The 16,293-nt window shown below is 62.1% G+C and carries 15 protein-coding genes; 7 read left to right on the top strand and 8 right to left on the bottom strand.

Annotated elements, in window-relative coordinates:
- Positions 1–95: 95 nt before the first annotated feature.
- Positions 96–521, bottom strand: a complete 426-nt coding sequence (gene mscL, locus RB548_RS00935; protein WP_331373206.1) for a large conductance mechanosensitive channel protein MscL — start codon at positions 519–521, stop codon at positions 96–98.
- A 354-nt stretch (positions 522–875) separates the two neighbouring features.
- Here mscL and RB548_RS00930 point away from each other — a divergent pair, with 354 nt between their 5' ends.
- Positions 876–4,382 (top strand): PAS domain-containing hybrid sensor histidine kinase/response regulator, encoded by a 3,507-nt coding sequence (locus RB548_RS00930; protein ID WP_331373205.1) that lies wholly within the window; start codon positions 876–878, stop codon positions 4,380–4,382.
- A 40-nt stretch (positions 4,383–4,422) separates the two neighbouring features.
- Here the strand turns inward: RB548_RS00930 and RB548_RS00925 are convergent, their stop codons facing one another.
- Positions 4,423–5,070, bottom strand: a complete 648-nt coding sequence (locus tag RB548_RS00925; RefSeq protein ID WP_331373204.1) for a response regulator transcription factor — start codon at positions 5,068–5,070, stop codon at positions 4,423–4,425.
- An 89-nt stretch (positions 5,071–5,159) separates the two neighbouring features.
- A complete protein-coding gene (locus RB548_RS00920; RefSeq protein ID WP_331373203.1) occupies positions 5,160–5,594 on the bottom strand; it encodes a hypothetical protein in 435 nt (144 codons plus the stop codon).
- Between the two features lie 105 nt (positions 5,595–5,699).
- Here RB548_RS00920 and RB548_RS00915 point away from each other — a divergent pair, with 105 nt between their 5' ends.
- Together RB548_RS00915 and RB548_RS00910 are read left to right on the top strand one after the other, a co-directional pair.
- Positions 5,700–6,047, top strand: coding sequence for a DUF952 domain-containing protein (locus RB548_RS00915; protein WP_331373202.1), 348 nt, complete (start codon positions 5,700–5,702; stop codon positions 6,045–6,047).
- Positions 6,044–7,132, top strand: a complete 1,089-nt coding sequence (locus RB548_RS00910) for a quinone-dependent dihydroorotate dehydrogenase (protein ID WP_331373201.1) — start codon at positions 6,044–6,046, stop codon at positions 7,130–7,132. The genes RB548_RS00915 and RB548_RS00910 overlap by 4 nt, the downstream gene beginning before the upstream one ends.
- Here RB548_RS00910 and RB548_RS00905 read toward each other — a convergent pair.
- The 3 genes from RB548_RS00905 to RB548_RS00895 form a co-directional block, all read right to left on the bottom strand.
- Entirely contained in the window at positions 7,108–8,475 is a 1,368-nt protein-coding gene (locus tag RB548_RS00905) for an MATE family efflux transporter (protein WP_331373200.1), read from the bottom strand. The genes RB548_RS00910 and RB548_RS00905 overlap by 25 nt on opposite strands.
- A gap of 148 nt (positions 8,476–8,623) precedes the next feature.
- Positions 8,624–9,127, bottom strand: coding sequence for a CAP domain-containing protein (locus RB548_RS00900; protein ID WP_331373199.1), 504 nt, complete (start codon positions 9,125–9,127; stop codon positions 8,624–8,626).
- Positions 9,128–9,129: 2 nt separating this feature from the next.
- The gene (locus tag RB548_RS00895; RefSeq protein WP_331373198.1) at positions 9,130–9,396 is read right to left on the bottom strand and encodes a DUF6460 domain-containing protein; all 267 of its coding nucleotides are present in this window, start codon (positions 9,394–9,396) and stop codon (positions 9,130–9,132) included.
- Between the two features lie 152 nt (positions 9,397–9,548).
- Between RB548_RS00895 and RB548_RS00890 the strand changes: the two genes are divergently transcribed.
- The 4 genes from RB548_RS00890 (at position 9,549) to pdeM (ending at position 14,780) form a co-directional block, all read left to right on the top strand.
- Positions 9,549–10,487 (top strand): class I SAM-dependent methyltransferase, encoded by a 939-nt coding sequence (locus RB548_RS00890; protein WP_331375039.1) that lies wholly within the window; start codon positions 9,549–9,551, stop codon positions 10,485–10,487.
- Positions 10,488–10,639: 152 nt separating this feature from the next.
- Positions 10,640–11,275: a YitT family protein gene (locus RB548_RS00885; RefSeq protein WP_331373197.1), complete on the top strand. Its 636-nt coding sequence runs from the start codon at positions 10,640–10,642 to the stop codon at positions 11,273–11,275.
- Positions 11,276–11,403: 128 nt separating this feature from the next.
- Positions 11,404–13,956 (top strand): ligase-associated DNA damage response DEXH box helicase, encoded by a 2,553-nt coding sequence (locus RB548_RS00880; RefSeq protein ID WP_331373196.1) that lies wholly within the window; start codon positions 11,404–11,406, stop codon positions 13,954–13,956.
- A 98-nt stretch (positions 13,957–14,054) separates the two neighbouring features.
- Positions 14,055–14,780, top strand: a complete 726-nt coding sequence (gene pdeM / locus RB548_RS00875; protein ID WP_331375038.1) for a ligase-associated DNA damage response endonuclease PdeM — start codon at positions 14,055–14,057, stop codon at positions 14,778–14,780.
- A gap of 190 nt (positions 14,781–14,970) precedes the next feature.
- On the opposite strand, the gene RB548_RS00870 is transcribed toward pdeM, so the two are convergent.
- Together RB548_RS00870 and RB548_RS00865 are read right to left on the bottom strand one after the other, a co-directional pair.
- Entirely contained in the window at positions 14,971–15,528 is a 558-nt protein-coding gene (locus RB548_RS00870) for a dihydrofolate reductase family protein (protein WP_331373195.1), read from the bottom strand.
- 259 nt (positions 15,529–15,787) lie between these two features.
- Entirely contained in the window at positions 15,788–16,024 is a 237-nt protein-coding gene (locus tag RB548_RS00865; protein WP_180940087.1) for an Lrp/AsnC ligand binding domain-containing protein, read from the bottom strand.
- Between the last annotated feature and the right edge of the window lie 269 nt (positions 16,025–16,293).

Below are 16,293 nucleotides of genomic sequence, written 5' to 3'. Positions count from 1 at the left end.
GATCACGCGACATTATCTGACCGATTTATCGATTTTTGTGATCTTTCCGCGGCTTCCGAGTGAACCGGAAGCCGCAATCGCCGCCCGGGAGGCTGTCAGGCGCGCTGTTTCAACAGGTCGCGAATCTCGGAAAGAAGCACGATATCCTGCGGCGGGGCTGCAGGCGCCGCTTCCTTTTTCGTTTCGACCGAAGCGCGCACCCGGTTCACGACCTTGATCATCAGGAAGATGACCCAGGCAAGAATCAGGAAATTGATGAGCACGGTGATGAAATTGCCATAGGCGAACACGGCGCCCTGCTGACGCGCCGCCGCAAGCGCGGGTGCGGTGACGTTTGCGGAAAGCGGAAGGAAATAGTTCGAGAAGTCGAAGCCGCCGCCGGTAATGGCGCCGACGATCGGCATCGCGAGGTCGTTGACGACCGAGTCGACGATCTTACTGAAGGCGGCGCCAATGATGACGCCGACCGCAAGATCCATGACGTTGCCGCGGGCAATAAACTCCTTGAATTCGTTCAGCATGCGTCTCTCCGTGTAGTCCCCGTTTGACAACGGCAACCGCGTCTGTCCCACAGCGCCGTGCGTCTATCGGACGCGCAAAGGTCGCTGTAGCACTTTGAACTGCGGCATGTTTTTTGGCTTTAATCGCCTACGATTACGGAAACATGCCGTGGCGGCAACCGCTGGTTTGGAATCTAGACCAAAGGTCGCGTAGTGGGAACCGTTCTTTGCATTTGGTCAAATCGCATCAAGTATCTCCGGGGATTGCCTCCCCGGCCGAGGGAATGCCCGCTTCTTTCTTGGACTTAAGACGCATAGGCCGGCAATTCTCAACCCGCTGGACTTGTCCTATGCTGCTTTGCTGAGGAGTGAGGCATGCTTTCGGGTTCTGTAATTTTCGCCTCTGCCTTCGCCTATCTGCTGCTGCTCTTCGCAGTCGCAAGCTATGGCGACCGGCGAGCCAGGAGAAACAGCGCTGCCAGCAAGGGCAGGCCGCTGGTCTATGCGCTCAGCCTCGCAATCTACTGCACGTCCTGGACCTATTTCGGCGGCGTGGGACTGGCGGCCGAACGCGGGCTCGAGTTCACCGGCATCTACATCGGACCGATCCTGATGTTCACGCTCGGCATGCCGCTGGTCCGCCGCATCATCCAGCTCGCCAAGACCGAAAGGCTGACATCCGTCGCCGATTTCATGGCGGCACGCTACGGCAAGAACCCCGCCGTCGCCGCAATCGTCGCATTGATTTCACTGGTCGGAGCCATTCCTTACATCGCCCTCCAGCTCAAGGCGGTCTCGAGTTCGGTCGCCGCTATGATCAATACGAGCGACTACGGCATCGGTGCCGGGCAGACTTTCATCGATCTGCCGCTGCTCGTGACACTTTTCCTCGCCTGCTTCGCGATTGTCTTCGGGACGCGCCATACGGATGCGACCGAGCACCAGGACGGCCTGATCCTCGCGATCTCCATGGAATCGCTCGTGAAGCTGGTGGCGATGCTCACGATCGGCGCCTACGTCGTCTTCGTCCTGTTCGATGGCCCCGCGAACCTGTGGGCGCAAGCCCAGCAAAGTCCTGCGGTCCTCGCCGCCCTCGAATACCGCACGCCGCCGGCGCGGTGGATCCTGCTGATCGCGCTTTCGGCCTTCGCTATCATCATGCTGCCGCGGCAATTCCACGTAACCGTGGTCGAGAACCGCACCGAAACCGAGTTGCGCACTGCGGGTGTTCTCTTTCCGCTTTATCTGATCGCAATCAACCTCTTCGTACTGCCGATCGCCATCGCAGGCATTCTGACCTTCTCGGGCTCCGGCGACGCCGACCTCTACTTGCTGAAGCTGCCGCTTGCCGGCGAAGTCCCGCTGCTTTCGCTGACGACGTTCATCGGCGGCTTTTCCGCGGCAACCGCCATGGTCATCGTCGCATCGGTTGCGCTGTCGATCATGATTTCCAACGACATCGTCATGCCGGTGTTCCTGCGCCGGCGGCTCGGCTCGCGTGGGGCACTCCAGGAGGACATGGCGGGGACGCTGCTCAACATTCGCCGGACCGCGATCTTCGTCGTCCTTCTGCTCGGCTATGCCTATTATCGCTCGGCCGATATCAGTGCAGGCCTCGCGTCGCTTGGGCTGCTGTCCTTCGTCGCTGTATCGCAGATGGCGCCCGCGCTTCTCGGCGGTCTTGTGTGGCGGCAGGCCAATGCCCGCGGCGCGATCACCGGAATGGTCTGCGGCTTTCTCGTCTGGGCCTATCTCCTGTTCCTGCCAAGCCTCGGCGGGCCTGATAATTCACACGTGGCGACGACCATCCTCAGCTTTCTTCTGCCGTTCACTGATCTCTTTTCGGGACCGGACGCCGATCCTCTGGTCAACGCCACAGCGCTGAGCCTTTTCGTCAACATGACGACCTACGTGCTCGCGTCGCTGACCCGGACACCAAAGCCGCTGGAACGCTTCCAGGCCGGCGTGTTCATCACGCGTCGTTCGCGCACGGAAGGAACATTCCGCGGGCGCAAGACCAAGGTCACCGTGCGCGACCTCAAGACGACGATCGCCCGCTACATGGGCGAGGAACGCATGCAGCGCTCGTTCCACACTTATGAGCAGCAATCCGGACGCTGGCTCGACGAAAATGGGTCGGCCGACATGGCGCTCATTCATTTCTCCGAACAATTGCTCGGCAGCGCCATCGGCTCATCTTCGGCCCGCCTCGTGCTATCGCTCGTGCTGCAGCGGATGGACGACGCCTCGTCGGATACGGCCTGGTTGCTCGATCAGGCGAGCGAGGCCTTGCAATATAACCAGGACATGTTGCAAACGGCGCTCTCGCAGATGGACCAGGGCATCGCCGTCTTCGACAATGCCAACAACCTGATCATCTGGAACCGCCGCTTCAGGCACTTGCTCGATCTGCCCGAAGCCGCCGGCCAGGTCGGCTTCCCGCTCGCCGATATCGTCGAGATCCTGACGAGACGCGGCGATATCCGCAAGGATCAGGAGAAGGCGCTGATCGCCAATTTCCTGACGCTCGACAAGCCCTTCCTGCTCGAACTCGCCAATGGCGAACGCATCATAGAAGTCAGAACCAATGCGATGCCGGACAAGGGCATCGTCACCACCTATACCGACATCACGCAGCGCGTCGCAGCCGACATGGCTCTGAAACAAGCCAACGAGACGCTGGAACTGCGCGTCACCGAACGGACGGGAGAACTGACGCGCGTCAACCGGGAGCTCGCCGAAGCGCGGGCGGCAGCGGAGGAAGCCAACATCGGCAAGACCCGCTTCTTCGCCGCCGCCGGGCACGACATCCTGCAGCCATTGAACGCGGCGCGCCTTTACTCCTCGTCGCTCGTCGAGCGCCTCGGCGATTCCGATAACAGTACGCTCGTCCAGAACATCGATTCCTCGCTGGAATCGGTGGAAGCCATTCTCGGCGCGGTGCTCGATATCTCCCGGCTCGACACCGGGGCGATGAAGCCACGCCTGCAATCGGTGCCGCTCAACGAATTGCTCCGGCGCATCGAGACGGATTTCGCCCCAATGGCGCGGGCAAAGGGTCTCGAACTCACAGTCATGCCGACATCACTCGTCGTGCGCAGCGATCCGAACCTTCTGCGGCGGGTCGTCCAGAATCTCGTCTCGAACGCCATCAAGTACACGCTGACGGGCAAGGTGCTTGTCGGGGTGCGCCGGCGCGGCCGGACCGCGACGATCGAGGTGCTCGATTCCGGTATCGGGATTCCCCCCTCGAAATTCCGCACCGTCTTCAAGGAGTTCGCACGCCTCGACGAGGGGGCGCGGACGGCCTCCGGGCTCGGGCTCGGCCTCTCGATCGTCGACCGTATCTCGCGCGTCCTCACGCACCCGGTCAGCCTTCAGTCGAAGCATGGCAAAGGTACGGGCTTCAAGGTCACGGTGCCGCTCGAGGCAAGCGTCAGCGAACGTGCCAAACCGCGAGATGTCGCGGCCGCGAAGACGCATGACGCGCTGACCGGCCTGAGCGTCATCTGCATCGACAATGAGCCGAAGATTCTCGACGGCATGGCACTGCTGCTTGGAGGTTGGGGCTGCAACGTCACCACGGTGGAATCGCTTGCCGGCTGTTCGGAAATGGGCCCCGGCCATCAGGCGAAGAGACCCGATGCGATCATCGCCGACTATCATCTCGGCGACGGCACCGGCATCGAAGCGATTGCCCGCATCCGCGCGCTTTGGGAGGAAAGCATTCCGGCCCTGCTGGTGACGGCCGACCGCTCGCCGGAGGTGCGCGGCTCCGCCGAACGCGACGGGGTCGCCCTGCAAAACAAGCCAGTACGTCCGGCAGCCATGCGCGCATGGTTGACCCAGCTCTCTATTGCGGGGAAGGCGGCTGCGGAATAACAAAGCAGTGCGTAGTCTCAAAGAACGAGCGAGCGCCCGATCAGGCAGCCGCAACCGTGCCTATCTTCGACAACTGGATGACGGCCTGTGTGCGGCTGTCCACGTTGAGCTTCAGCAGGATCGCTGAAACATGGGCCTTGATCGTCGCCTCCGAGACGCCGAGCTCGTAGGCGATCTGCTTGTTGAGCAGGCCCTCGGCAAGCATGCTTAGCACGCGCGACTGCTGCGGCGTCAGCGTCTGCAGCCGATGCAGGAGATCGGCCACTTCCGGCTCGTATTCCTGATTCTGGTCGTAACCGGCCGGCACAAAAACCTCACCGGCAATCACCTTGGTGATGCCCTCGCGGATTTCGTCGATGCCGGCAGACTTGGAGAGGAAACCGGCGGCGCCAAGATCGATCGCACGATGAATGGTCGCCGGGTCGTCGTGGGCCGAGACAATCATCACCGGGAGGCTCGGAAACTCCGCCCGCAACGCAATCAGGCCCGAAAGACCGCTGACGCCGGGCATGGTGAGGTCCAGCAGCATCAGGTCGGCATCCGGATAATCCGCCGCAGCCTTGCGTGCGGCCGCGAAGTCACCGGCTTCGACTATGCCCGGAGCATCGGCCATGCCGCTCAGCGCCTGGCGCATTGCACCACGAAAAAGCGGGTGGTCATCGGCGATGATGATGGTCATTTCCGGCATTGGATGCTCCCTCCCAAGAGCCTCAGCCCCGGACCCCGCGCATCCTCCAACGCGCCGGATCGCGTCTCAATGGTTCGTGCCCGTGCCCGTCAGGTCTTTTGCGGCACCTCGGAACCATCGGTGGAACCGTCTCCGCTCCCTTCGAGATCCTTCACGATCTCCATGAACTTGCGCATCATTCTTTCCATGATGCTCATCGTCCGGTCAATCTCTTCGTCGCTCGGAAGAGCCGGTTTCATCGCAGTTTCACCGCTTTTGACGGCCTTTTCCAGTGCCTCGACGCGTTTGGTCAAAAGATCGATCTCCCGCTCGAAGGCCGCCCGCTCATCGGCCGCCATCCGGCAGACGAGCTCGCCGTCCTTCTCCCGGCACAGCGTAACCTCGCCCGTCTCAGTGTCGAGCCGCGCTATACCGGTGTCCGATTTCTGCATGCTGTAGCGCCCCGGAGGTACCTCCTGCGCGTCGGCCGACGCGACCCAGCCGAGCGTCAGGCCCATCGCCATTGCCGCAACCACGTTCCTCATGACAGCCACTCCATTGGATGCTGCGGAAATCCGCCTTCCGTGGTGGACAAGCGCCAATATTTGCGGCAAGGCCACGATTGGGTTTCACGACGGACAAGCGGGCACATGAACGCCATTATATACAAGATCGTTCCGGCACTTCTATGGCAGGAGGCGCGGCGAGCAGGACAGTTCACCGGGGCGCCAGTCGACCTTGCCGATGGCTTCATCCACTTCTCGACCGGGGACCAGGTCGTCGAAACGGCCGCAAGACACTTCGAAGGGCAGGAGGACTTGCTGCTTGTCGCCATCGACGGAGCCGCCCTTGGAGAAAAGCTCGTCTACGAACCTTCGCGCGGCGGCGCGCTGTTTCCGCATCTCTACGGGCCGCTCCCGCTCGATGCGGTGATCTGGGAAAAGCCCTTGCCATTGGGTGCCGACGGCCTCCACGTCTTTCCCGAGTTTTTACCATGATCGACACACTGAAATTCCTCTCACGCAGCGGCCTGTTCCTTCTCGATCCGGAGGCCGCGCACGGTCTATCGATCAAGGCGCTCAAGAGCGGGCTCGTGCCAAGTTGCGCGGCGCCGGCCGATCCGCGCCTCGAACAGGAAATCGCCGGCCTCACCTTCGCCAATCCGATCGGCATGGCGGCCGGGTACGACAAGAATGCGGAGGTGCCGGAGGCACTCCTGAAGATCGGTTTCGGCTTCACCGAAATCGGCACGGTCACGCCGAAGCCACAGCCCGGCAACGACAAGCCCCGCATCTTCCGGCTGGTGGAAGACCAGGCGGTCATCAACCGCCTTGGGTTCAACAATGAGGGACACGGTGCCGCGCTCGCGCGCCTTCAGGGCTGCTCGCGCCAGGCACTGATCGGCGTCAATATCGGCGCCAACAAGGACAGTGCCGACCGCATCAGCGACTATGTGGCGGGGATCCGGACGTTCTACCCGGTCGCACGCTATTTCACCGCCAACATCTCGTCGCCGAACACGCCCGGCCTGCGCGACCTCCAAGCTCGCGAAAGCCTGGCAGCACTGCTTTCGGCCGTCCTCGCAGCCCGGAACGAGGAAGCGACGAAAAGCGCGAAACGAATCCCCGTCTTCCTGAAGATCGCCCCCGATCTTACCGAAGAAGGAATGGACGACATCGCGGCAGAAGTATTGGCGCACAATCTCGACGGCCTGATCGTCTCCAACACCACGCTTGCGCGCGACGGATTGAAGGATCAGCGACAGGCCAGGGAAGCGGGCGGCCTCTCCGGCAAGCCGCTTTTCGAAAAATCGACGGCAGTGCTCGCGCGGATGCGCAAGCGTGTCGGCCCCGCCCTGCCGATCATCGGCGTCGGCGGCGTCCACTCGGCGGAAACAGCGGCGGAGAAGATCCGCGCCGGCGCCGATCTCGTCCAGCTCTATTCCTGCATGGTCTACGAGGGGCCGGGGCTGCCTAGCCGGATCGTGCGAGGCCTATCCGAGCTCTGCGATCGCGAGCAGCTTGCCTCCATCCGCGACATCCGCGATAGCCGGCTGGGCTATTGGGCTGCACGAAACGCCTGAGCGGCACGGCGCGGTACAAGCATCAGCAGGAACGCGCCGCGCATGAGCAGGAACAGGTTGAGTCCTGCCCAAAGCCCGTGATTGCCGAAGAACGGGATCAGTATGCCGAGTGCGAGCACATAGCCGATAAAGGCCGCCAGCATCATGTTGCGCATGTCGCGTGACCAGGTCGCGCCGATGAAAACGCCATCCATTAGGAAGGCGAGCGCGCCGGTCAGCGCCGTCAGCGCCGCCCAAGGCATGTATTCGTAAGCGAGCGCCCGCACGTCTGGCGCGGTCGTCAGCACGTCGACCAGGGCATCGCCGAAGACGAGGAAGGCGAGCGTCGTCAGGGCGGCGAGCCCCAGCGACCAAAACGCGGTCATCCGCAGAGCGCGATCGAAGGCCGGACGATATCCGGCACCGATCGACCGTCCGGTAAGCTGCTCGGCCGCATTGGCGAGGCCGTCGAGATAGTATCCCGCGACGAGGAAGATCGTCATCAGCACGGCGTTGGCGGCAAGCGTCACCGGCCCGAAGGCCGTGCCGATCCGCGTCATCAGCGCGAAGGCGGCGAGCAGCACGAAGGAGCGGATCATGATGTCGCGGTTGAGACCAAACAGCGGCGTCAGCCGCTCGCGGGCAAAGATGGCGCCCCAGTCCGGTGCATCGCGCCGGTCAAATCGTCCGTAGACGATCGCGAAGCCGGCGACTGCGCCGATGACTTCGCCGGTCACGGTCGCCAGCGCCACACCGGTCACGCCCCAACCGAGGACCAGGCCGAGCAGGACGGCCAGCACGATGTTGATGCCGTTGATGAGCGTCTGCAGCAACAGTCCGATGGAGCCCTCACCGCGGCCGAGGACGAAGCCGAGGATCGCATAATTGGCGAGCGCCGCCGGCCCGGAAAGGATCCGATAGAAGAAATAGGTGCGCGTGACCGCTTCGACATCGGCACCGGGCGCCATCAGCCACAGACCGGCGACAAACAGCAAAGGCGAGAGCAGGACGATCGCGACGCCCGAGACAAGCGCGATCACCAGCGAGCGCCAGAAGACCGCCTGCTGCTCCCGCCGGTCGCCCCGGCCATATGCCTGCGCCACGAGACCTGTCGTCGACGCCCGGAGAAAGTTGAAGGTCGTGAAGATCAGGTCGAACATCACGGCGCCGATCGCGAGCCCGGCCAGCAGATCCGCACGGCCGAGGCGGCCGACCACCGCGGTGTCGACCAGACCAAGCAGCGGCGTCGTGAGGAACCCCAGCGTCATCGGCAGGGCGATCGAAAAAATCAGCCGATTGGTGACGTGAAAAGGGCCGGCTTCGCCGGCATGCGGGTCACGTTCGAGGGTTTCCGTGGCGGCCATCGTCAAATTCCTAGAGCGGGATGACCGCCCACTACAGCGCCGCGCGTCTAATCAGACGCGCAAAAAGGACGCTGTAGCACTTTGAATCGCTGCATGTTTTTATCCTAAATCGGTTACGATTTAAGGAAACATGCAGCGGGGAATCAGGTCAGCCGGAGAGCACCATGGCCCAATAGGGGCGGTTTCCGGAAGCGGAATTCTGCGCCACCGCAACACCGAGGCCGCGGTAGCTGCCGAGCATGTTTTCGAGGTGCTTCGGAGAACGGAACCAGGCGTTGTAAGCGCTCTCCGCATCGTCCTGGCCCATGGCGATATTTTCCGCAGCCGGAAGCGTAACGCCCTGCTCTTTCATCCGGTCGTGGAAGCTGTCGCGCCAGCCAATGTTGTGCTGCATCTTGCCGACACGCGCCATGCGCGCCGCCTGGCTCAACGCCGCGACCGACGCGACCGGGTCGTGAACAAGCGACGTCAGCCCGCGATCCTTCCGCAGCGTGTTGACGTAGCCAAGCGTCGCCGTCGTCTGGTCGCCTCCGCTGCCTTCGCCGGTAGATAGGAGGTTTGATGTCGTGCAGCCGGCGAGCACGCCGAGTGAGAGGAAACCGCCAGCCCGCAACAGGACGCGCCTGCGGATGAAGAACTGCTGATGCTGCATGGTTACCGTCGATAACTCAAAACACGAAGGATGAGGAAGGCGGGTATGACGATTGCCGCCCCGAGCAACAGATAGTCGCCGACCCTTCCGAGGGCCGCGAAACCCGTACGCCACAGGTCGAGCAGGAAATTGCGAATGGCAAAAAAGACGTCGACCGGATACCAGTCGAACACGGTCATGACGAAACCGACCAGGATCGACACGACGACGAGCTTGACCAGCACGCGCAGCGGCGTATCCCCCAGAAACTTGTTAAGGCCGTCCGACATCGGCGAAAATTCTCCTGTTTCCCTTCAAATAAGCCGCCGTCACCAAGGTCGCAAGTCGCAAGAGGAAGCGAGTTGCGTCGTCTTTCAGATTCCGCTTGTATTTTGCCGTGGCCAGCGCCAAAAGCGTGCATCGCAACCACGCCGTCATGTCGATGACCCTCAACCAGCTCTCCTCCGGCGATCTGATCGCCGATCGCCGCGCCGACTACGCCAAAATGCTCGCCGAAGCCGGTGAACCGCAAAGTGCGGCGGAACTGATGGCCCAGGCGCTCGAACGCGCGCCCGACTGGGCCGCCGGCTGGTTTCGGCTGGCGGACTATGAGGAAAAATCTGGCCGAAAAGAGGCAGCGATCGAGGCACTCCGCAACACGCTGCGGCTCAATCCCGAGGATATTTTCGGCGCTGGCCTGAAACTCGCCCTTCTCGGCGCGGCCGAGACACCCGAACAGCCACCGAGCGTCTATGTCGAACGCCTCTTCGACGACTATGCGGAGCGCTTCGACAAGGCCCTCGTCGAAAAGCTCGACTACAGCGTGCCCGAAAAGCTCGCAGCGTTGATCGACCGAGCGACCGGCAGCCGCCGTTTTCATCACGTCACGGATCTCGGCTGCGGCACCGGCCTCTTCGGCGAGCGCATCCGCCATCGCTGCGACTATCTCGAAGGCTTTGATCTCTCCGCCAACATGCTGGCCAAGGCGGAGGCAAAGGCGATCTACAACGGTCTGGCGCAGGCGGACCTGTCGCTTGCGCCGGAAAGATCGGGCGCGTTCGGCGATTTGCCGGCCGCAAGGGCCGATCTTGTCAGCGCGGCGGATGTGCTGATGTATCTCGGCAATCTCGAAAGTGTCTTCATGATTGCGGACAGACTGCTCGCACCCGGCGGTCTCTTCGCCTTTTCGGTCGAGGACGCTGCAACGGAGGAGGGATTCATCCTCCGGCCGTCGCTGCGGTACGCGCATTCCGAGCCCTATATCGCCGATCTTTGCGACGAACGCGGATTTTCGCTGATCGCAGCGGAGCGCACGGTCATTCGCAGCGATGTCGGAAAGCCGATCGCGGGCATACTGTTCCTTGCGCGGAAGCCTGCATAGAACGCAAAGCTGCCACCCGAAAATAGGTCAGCATTGCTTACATATTTTTCTTGAATGTTTTTGTGCATTGCAGCAATGCTGATGACCAACAGCGCAGGGCGTCCGATCGCACGCGCTAAGGTCGCCGTAGCACTTTGAAACGGGGTTTCGCCATGGCACAGATCAGCAGCGTCTTCGGTCTCTGGAACACCAGCCCCACCCGGCATACGCCGGTCGAGGACGTGCAGGGCATCTTTTCCGGCAGCCTCGTCGCTGCGCTCGGGCTTTATTTCCTCGCGAGTGCCGGACTTCTGACCGGCAGCACCGCCGGGGTCGCCTTCCTGCTGCATTACGCCATCGGCGTGAACTTCGGCCTTGCCTTCTTTCTCCTCAACCTGCCGTTCTTCTATCTCTCGCTGAAGCGGCTCGGGCCGGCCTTCACGATCAAGACTTTCATCGCCATCGCGTTGACGTCGTTCCTGACCGACATGCAGTCGCGCCTGTTTCAGGTCGGCGGAATCCATCCCGCCTGGGCCGCGCTGCTCGGCGGCCTGCTGCTTGGATACGGGCTGCTGGCGCTCTATCGCCACCGCGCGAGCCTCGGCGGAGTCGGCATACTGGGCATCTATCTGCAGGAGCGCTTCGGCATTCGCGCCGGGCTGGTGCAGCTTGCAATCGACATGGTCGTGCTCGCTACTGCCTTTGCCGTAACGACGCCGTCCGTCGTCATCTGGTCGGTGCTCGGCGCGATCGTCCTCAACCTGTTCGTGGCCATCAACCACCGCGCCGATCGCTATATCGCGCTTTAACCGCGCGGCCGTTGCCGAGCATCGATCGGCAGCAGCGCGCGGAAAGCAAGGCCGAGCCGGTTCGGCGAAATGCAAGCCGTTACCGGCAGGGCTATGCGGGCTTCTCTTTTCCCAAACATGATCTACTTTTGTTCCCCGTGAACAGGATCGATTCTCCATTGCCGGATAGCGACGCGCTGACGTTGCCGGCGCCGTTTCTCCGGTGGTTCGCCGAGAAGGGCTGGCGACCCCGCGCCCACCAGCTTGAGCTCCTGTCCCGTGCGGAGGCGGGAGAAAGCACGCTTCTGATCGCGCCGACCGGCGCGGGCAAGACGCTTGCCGGATTTCTGCCGTCGCTTGTCGATCTCACTCGACGCGGCAAGATCCCGCCCGGCTCACCCTTCATCGGCATCCACACGCTCTACATATCGCCGCTGAAGGCGCTTGCGGTCGATATCGAGCGCAACCTGATGAAGCCGGTGGCGGAGATGGGCCTGCCGGTCAGGATCGAGAACCGCACCGGCGATACGCCGCAGGGCAAGCGGCAGCGCCAGAGGCTCAATCCGCCCGATATCCTGCTGACTACGCCCGAGCAACTGGCGCTCCTCATCGCCAATGGCGAGGCGGAGCGCTTCTTCAGGGATCTGCGTTACGTGGTACTCGACGAGTTGCACTCGCTCGTGACCTCCAAGCGTGGGCATCTGCTCTCGCTCGGCCTTGCGCGCCTGCGCCGGCTCGCGCCCGACCTTCAGACGATCGGCCTTTCGGCAACTGTCGCCGAGCCAATGGACTTGCAGCGCTGGCTCGTGGCCCAGGCTGAGGAACACGAGAATCGTGCCGGACTGATCACCGTTTCCGGCGGCGCGAAGCCGGAGATTTCGATCCTGCGCACCGACGAGCACGTGCCCTGGGCCGGGCATTCGGCGCGGTATGCGATCGCCGACGTCTATGCCGCGATCAGGGATCACGGCACGACGCTGCTTTTCGTCAACACCCGCAGCCAGGCGGAAATGCTGTTCCAGGAGCTCTGGACGATCAACGACGACAACCTGCCGATCGCGCTCCATCATGGTTCGCTCGATGTCGCGCAGCGCCGCAAGGTCGAGGCCGCCATGTCGGAAAACCGGCTGCGCGCCGTCGTCGCCACCTCGACGCTCGATCTCGGCATCGACTGGGGCGATGTCGATCTTGTCGTTCATGTCGGCGCTCCCAAAGGGGCGAGCCGCCTTGCCCAGCGCATCGGCCGAGCGAACCACCGCATGGACGAACCGAGCCGGGCGATTCTCGTGCCTGCCAACCGCTTCGAAGTGATGGAATGCCAGGCGGCGCTCGACGCCAATTATATCGGCGCCCAGGATACGCCGCCCATCGGCAGAGGTGCGCTCGACGTGCTGGCCCAACACGTCTTGGGAACTGCCTGCGCGAGACCCTTCGATGCCGTCGATCTTCATCGGGAGATCACCAGCGTGGCGCCTTACGCGGACCTGTCCTGGGAGACTTTCGAGCGCATCGTCGATTTCGTCGCCACCGGCGGCTATGCACTTCGCACTTACGAGCGCTACGCCCGCATCCGCAAGACGAAGGATGGGCTCTGGCGGGTGTCGAACCCGATGGTCGCCCAGCAATACCGCCTCAATGTCGGAACCATCGTCGAATCCCCGATGCTGAACGTGCGAATGGTAAAGCGCAACGCCCGCGGCTCGCTTGGCCGCGGCGGCATGACGCTCGGCAAGGTGGAGGAATATTTCCTCGAAATGCTGTCACCGGGCGACACATTTCTGTTTTCCGGCAAGGTCGTGCGTTTCGAGGGCATCCGCGAAAACGAATGCCTCGTCTCCCAGGCTTTTTCCCTCGATGCGAAGGTACCGACCTATGCCGGCGGAAAATTCCCGCTCTCCACCTACCTCGCGGCGCAGGTCCGCAAGATGCTCGCCGATCCCGCGCGGCGCGCTTCCTTGCCCGAACAGGTGCGCGACTGGCTGGCGCTGCAGAAGGATGTCTCCATGCTGCCGCGCGAGGACGAGCTGCTGATCGAGACCTTCCCGCGCGGCAGCCGGCATTACATGGTGATCTACGCCTTCGAAGGGCGGCTCGCCCATCAGACGCTCGGCATGCTCTTGACCCGTCGCCTCGACCGCACCGGCTTGAAACCGCTCGGCTTCGTCGCCACCGACTATTCGCTTGCCGTCTGGGGGCTCGACGATCTGGGCAGCGCCTTCCGGGCGCGCCGCCCGTCGCTCGCGCAACTCTTCGACGAGGACATGCTCGGCGACGACCTCGAAGCCTGGTTGAACGAATCCTTCCTCTTGAAGCGCACCTTCCGCAATTGCGCCGTCATCGCCGGATTGATCGATCAACGCCATCCGGGCAAAGAGAAGACCGGGCGGCAGATTACCGTTTCGGCCGATCTCATTTACGACGTATTGCGGGCGCACGAGCCGGACCACATCCTGCTGGAGGCAACGCGCAGCGACGCCGCGACGGGACTTTTGGACATCGGCCGGCTCGGCTCTATGCTGAAGCGAATCAAGGGGCACATCACCCACCGCCGACTCGATCATATCTCGCCGCTTGCGGTCCCGGTCATGCTGGAGATCGGACGCGAAGCGGTCCAGGGCGAGGCGCACGACTTCCTGCTTTCGGAAGCGGCCGACGACCTGATCAACGAAGCGATGGGCGGCGGCCACGATGCCGATGAGTAGGGGCGATATGAGAGAGATTGCGAGCCTCTCGTTCAGACGATGTGTTCCGAGGGGGGCGCAGGTCGGGACGGATCATGCCCGAGAATATCGGGGCGACAATGCATAGGCTCGTTCACGCGATCTCGACTCCGGACGCGGACGGCTTCTTCCAGTCGCGCACGACAGTCAACGGCGTCATCGCGATCTGTGACCCGCTGGGCGGCCTCTACCTGCCCGAAAGTCGAACGCTCGTCGTTTCCGACCTCCATCTCGAAAAAGGTTCGGCCTTTGCCCGGCGGGGGATGATGCTGCCGCCCTATGACACGCTCGCGACGCTGCGTATTCTGGAGACGGTCGTTGCCCGTCACAACCCCGCGACCGTGATCAGCCTCGGCGACAATTTTCATGACCGGAAAGGATCAGCGGCGATGCCGGAGACTTTCCGCCACATGGTCGCTGCCATGGCCAACGGACGAGAATGGATCTGGATCAACGGCAATCATGACCCTGACGGCGCTTCGGGGCTGCCGGGAGCCTCCATGGATGAACTTCGCCACGCTGGGCTGGTCTTCCGCCATGAGCCGTCCAAAGGCGAAGGCATCGGCGAGATCGCCGGTCACCTGCATCCGGCGGCGACGGTCAGGCGTCGGGAAAAATCGGTCCGGCGCGCCTGCTTCGCAACAGATGGAAAGCGCCTGGTGATGCCGGCGTTCGGCGTTACGACCGGTGGGCTCGACCTCAGGCATCGCGCCATGAGCGGATTGTTCGATCGCCAGCAACTCGTTGCCCACATGCTCGGCCGGGATCGGATCTATTCGGTGCGGTTCGCCAATCTCCTCGGCTGAGGCGGCCCAACGGACCGCACCCACAGCCGGCGGAAAACCGCGCACATTTTTCCTCATCCCGCTCTGCTGCATACCTCCTTAAATCACAGCCAATTCAAGGATAAAAACATGCAGCAATTCAAGGTGCTACGTCCCTTGCGCGTCTGACAAGACGCGCAGCGCTGTGAGGTGTTCGGTCCCGGCAGGCGGTTCAGGCTGCTTGCGTGGCGTAGCGCAGAATGACGCAGCCGTTGGAAAGCGGTCGTGCCTCGAGCAGACTGAACCGCTTCGCGGCCACGGCCTTCTTGAAGAACGGCGTCCCATCACCGAGCTGCACGGGAACGAGGCAAAGCATGATCTCGTCGACGACGTCCTCCGGCAACAGCGACGCGACGAGGTCGGCGCTTCCGAAGATATAGACGTTCTTCTCGCTCTCCCCCTTCAGTCGCCGCAATTCGGCGGCGACGTCCCGAACGACGCGGCTGTTGTTCCAATCCGCCTTTTCCATCGTGCGCGAGGCAACAATCTTCGGAAGAGCATTCATATAGGTCTTCACCTGACCCTCCCCTTCCGCCGTCGGCCAATAGGCCGCCATGCCCTCATAGGTGACCCGACCGAAGACGAGCGCCTGCGCCTTGTCTCCGAATTCCAGGCTGAGCGCTTCCAGTTCCGGCCCCCAGGCACGGTTATGAAAGTCGAGGTCCCATTTCTTCGTGCCTTCGAAGTACCCGTCGAGCGTGACCAAATTCCAGACAATGACTTTGCCCATGATTCCATTCTCCGTGAAACTGATTGCACAACTGAAGCAGTTTCATCATAGCTAACTGCTTTCAATTTGCAACCAGATTATTCGAGGAGCACTTCGGCCCCATCCGGCGCCGTTGCGGGACGCGGCGCGCGAGATTGGTAGCGCAATTTATTGAAAAGTACGGGAAGGCTGCCTCCCCGAAGAAGGGAGGCAGCGACCTTTGCGCGTCCGATAAGACGCGCGGCGCTGTAGGGCGAAACAACCCGCGCCGGAAGCGATATCAGAAGGCGTTGAAGGTCAAAGTGGTCAACGACCGGGAAATGCCCGGAACCGATGCGATGTTGTCATTGATGAACTTGCCGATATCGTCGCCCTCCTGAATATAGATCTTCAGAAGCAGATCGTAATCACCGCTCGTCGAGTACATCTCCGACACGATCTCCTTGCGGTAGATCTCGTCGGCCACCTCGTAGGTCTTGCCGGGAGCGCATTGCAACTGGACAAAAATCGGTTTCATGGAGTTTCCTCTGCTGCCCGGAGTGCCGCGCCCGTCTTCAACAGCGCTCCGATGTCAAAATACCTTCCCCCTCCTTAGAGCATTTCGCCGTTTTAATGAAACGGCGAAATGCTCTAACTCTTTGAGACGGTGCAATTCCGGACGGAAAACCGTGGCACACTTTTCCTGGAATTGCTCTAGAGCGCCGTGCGTTCAAGTGAACGCACAAAGGACGCTCTAGCACTTTGATTCTAGAGCATCTTATCCGCTTTCAGTGATTCCACTTGAAA

Source organism: Sinorhizobium chiapasense, from assembly GCF_036488675.1.
Taxonomy (GTDB): domain Bacteria; phylum Pseudomonadota; class Alphaproteobacteria; order Rhizobiales; family Rhizobiaceae; genus Sinorhizobium; species Sinorhizobium chiapasense.
This window is presented reverse-complemented; position numbering and strand designations above follow the sequence as displayed.

Excerpts from the sequence above, each read along its gene's own strand:
- mscL (WP_331373206.1), bottom strand. The coding sequence starts at position 521 with ATGCTGAACGAATTCAAGGAGTTTATTGCCCGCGGCAACGTCATGGAT.
- RB548_RS00930 (WP_331373205.1), top strand. The coding sequence starts at position 876 with ATGCTTTCGGGTTCTGTAATTTTCGCCTCTGCCTTCGCCTATCTGCTG.
- RB548_RS00925 (WP_331373204.1), bottom strand. The coding sequence starts at position 5,070 with ATGCCGGAAATGACCATCATCATCGCCGATGACCACCCGCTTTTTCGT.
- RB548_RS00920 (WP_331373203.1), bottom strand. The coding sequence starts at position 5,594 with ATGAGGAACGTGGTTGCGGCAATGGCGATGGGCCTGACGCTCGGCTGG.
- RB548_RS00915 (WP_331373202.1), top strand. The coding sequence starts at position 5,700 with ATGAACGCCATTATATACAAGATCGTTCCGGCACTTCTATGGCAGGAG.
- RB548_RS00910 (WP_331373201.1), top strand. The coding sequence starts at position 6,044 with ATGATCGACACACTGAAATTCCTCTCACGCAGCGGCCTGTTCCTTCTC.
- RB548_RS00905 (WP_331373200.1), bottom strand. The coding sequence starts at position 8,475 with ATGGCCGCCACGGAAACCCTCGAACGTGACCCGCATGCCGGCGAAGCC.
- RB548_RS00900 (WP_331373199.1), bottom strand. The coding sequence starts at position 9,127 with ATGCAGCATCAGCAGTTCTTCATCCGCAGGCGCGTCCTGTTGCGGGCT.
- RB548_RS00895 (WP_331373198.1), bottom strand. The coding sequence starts at position 9,396 with ATGTCGGACGGCCTTAACAAGTTTCTGGGGGATACGCCGCTGCGCGTG.
- RB548_RS00890 (WP_331375039.1), top strand. The coding sequence starts at position 9,549 with ATGACCCTCAACCAGCTCTCCTCCGGCGATCTGATCGCCGATCGCCGC.
- RB548_RS00885 (WP_331373197.1), top strand. The coding sequence starts at position 10,640 with ATGGCACAGATCAGCAGCGTCTTCGGTCTCTGGAACACCAGCCCCACC.
- pdeM (WP_331375038.1), top strand. The coding sequence starts at position 14,055 with ATGCATAGGCTCGTTCACGCGATCTCGACTCCGGACGCGGACGGCTTC.
- RB548_RS00870 (WP_331373195.1), bottom strand. The coding sequence starts at position 15,528 with ATGGGCAAAGTCATTGTCTGGAATTTGGTCACGCTCGACGGGTACTTC.
- RB548_RS00865 (WP_180940087.1), bottom strand. The coding sequence starts at position 16,024 with ATGAAACCGATTTTTGTCCAGTTGCAATGCGCTCCCGGCAAGACCTAC.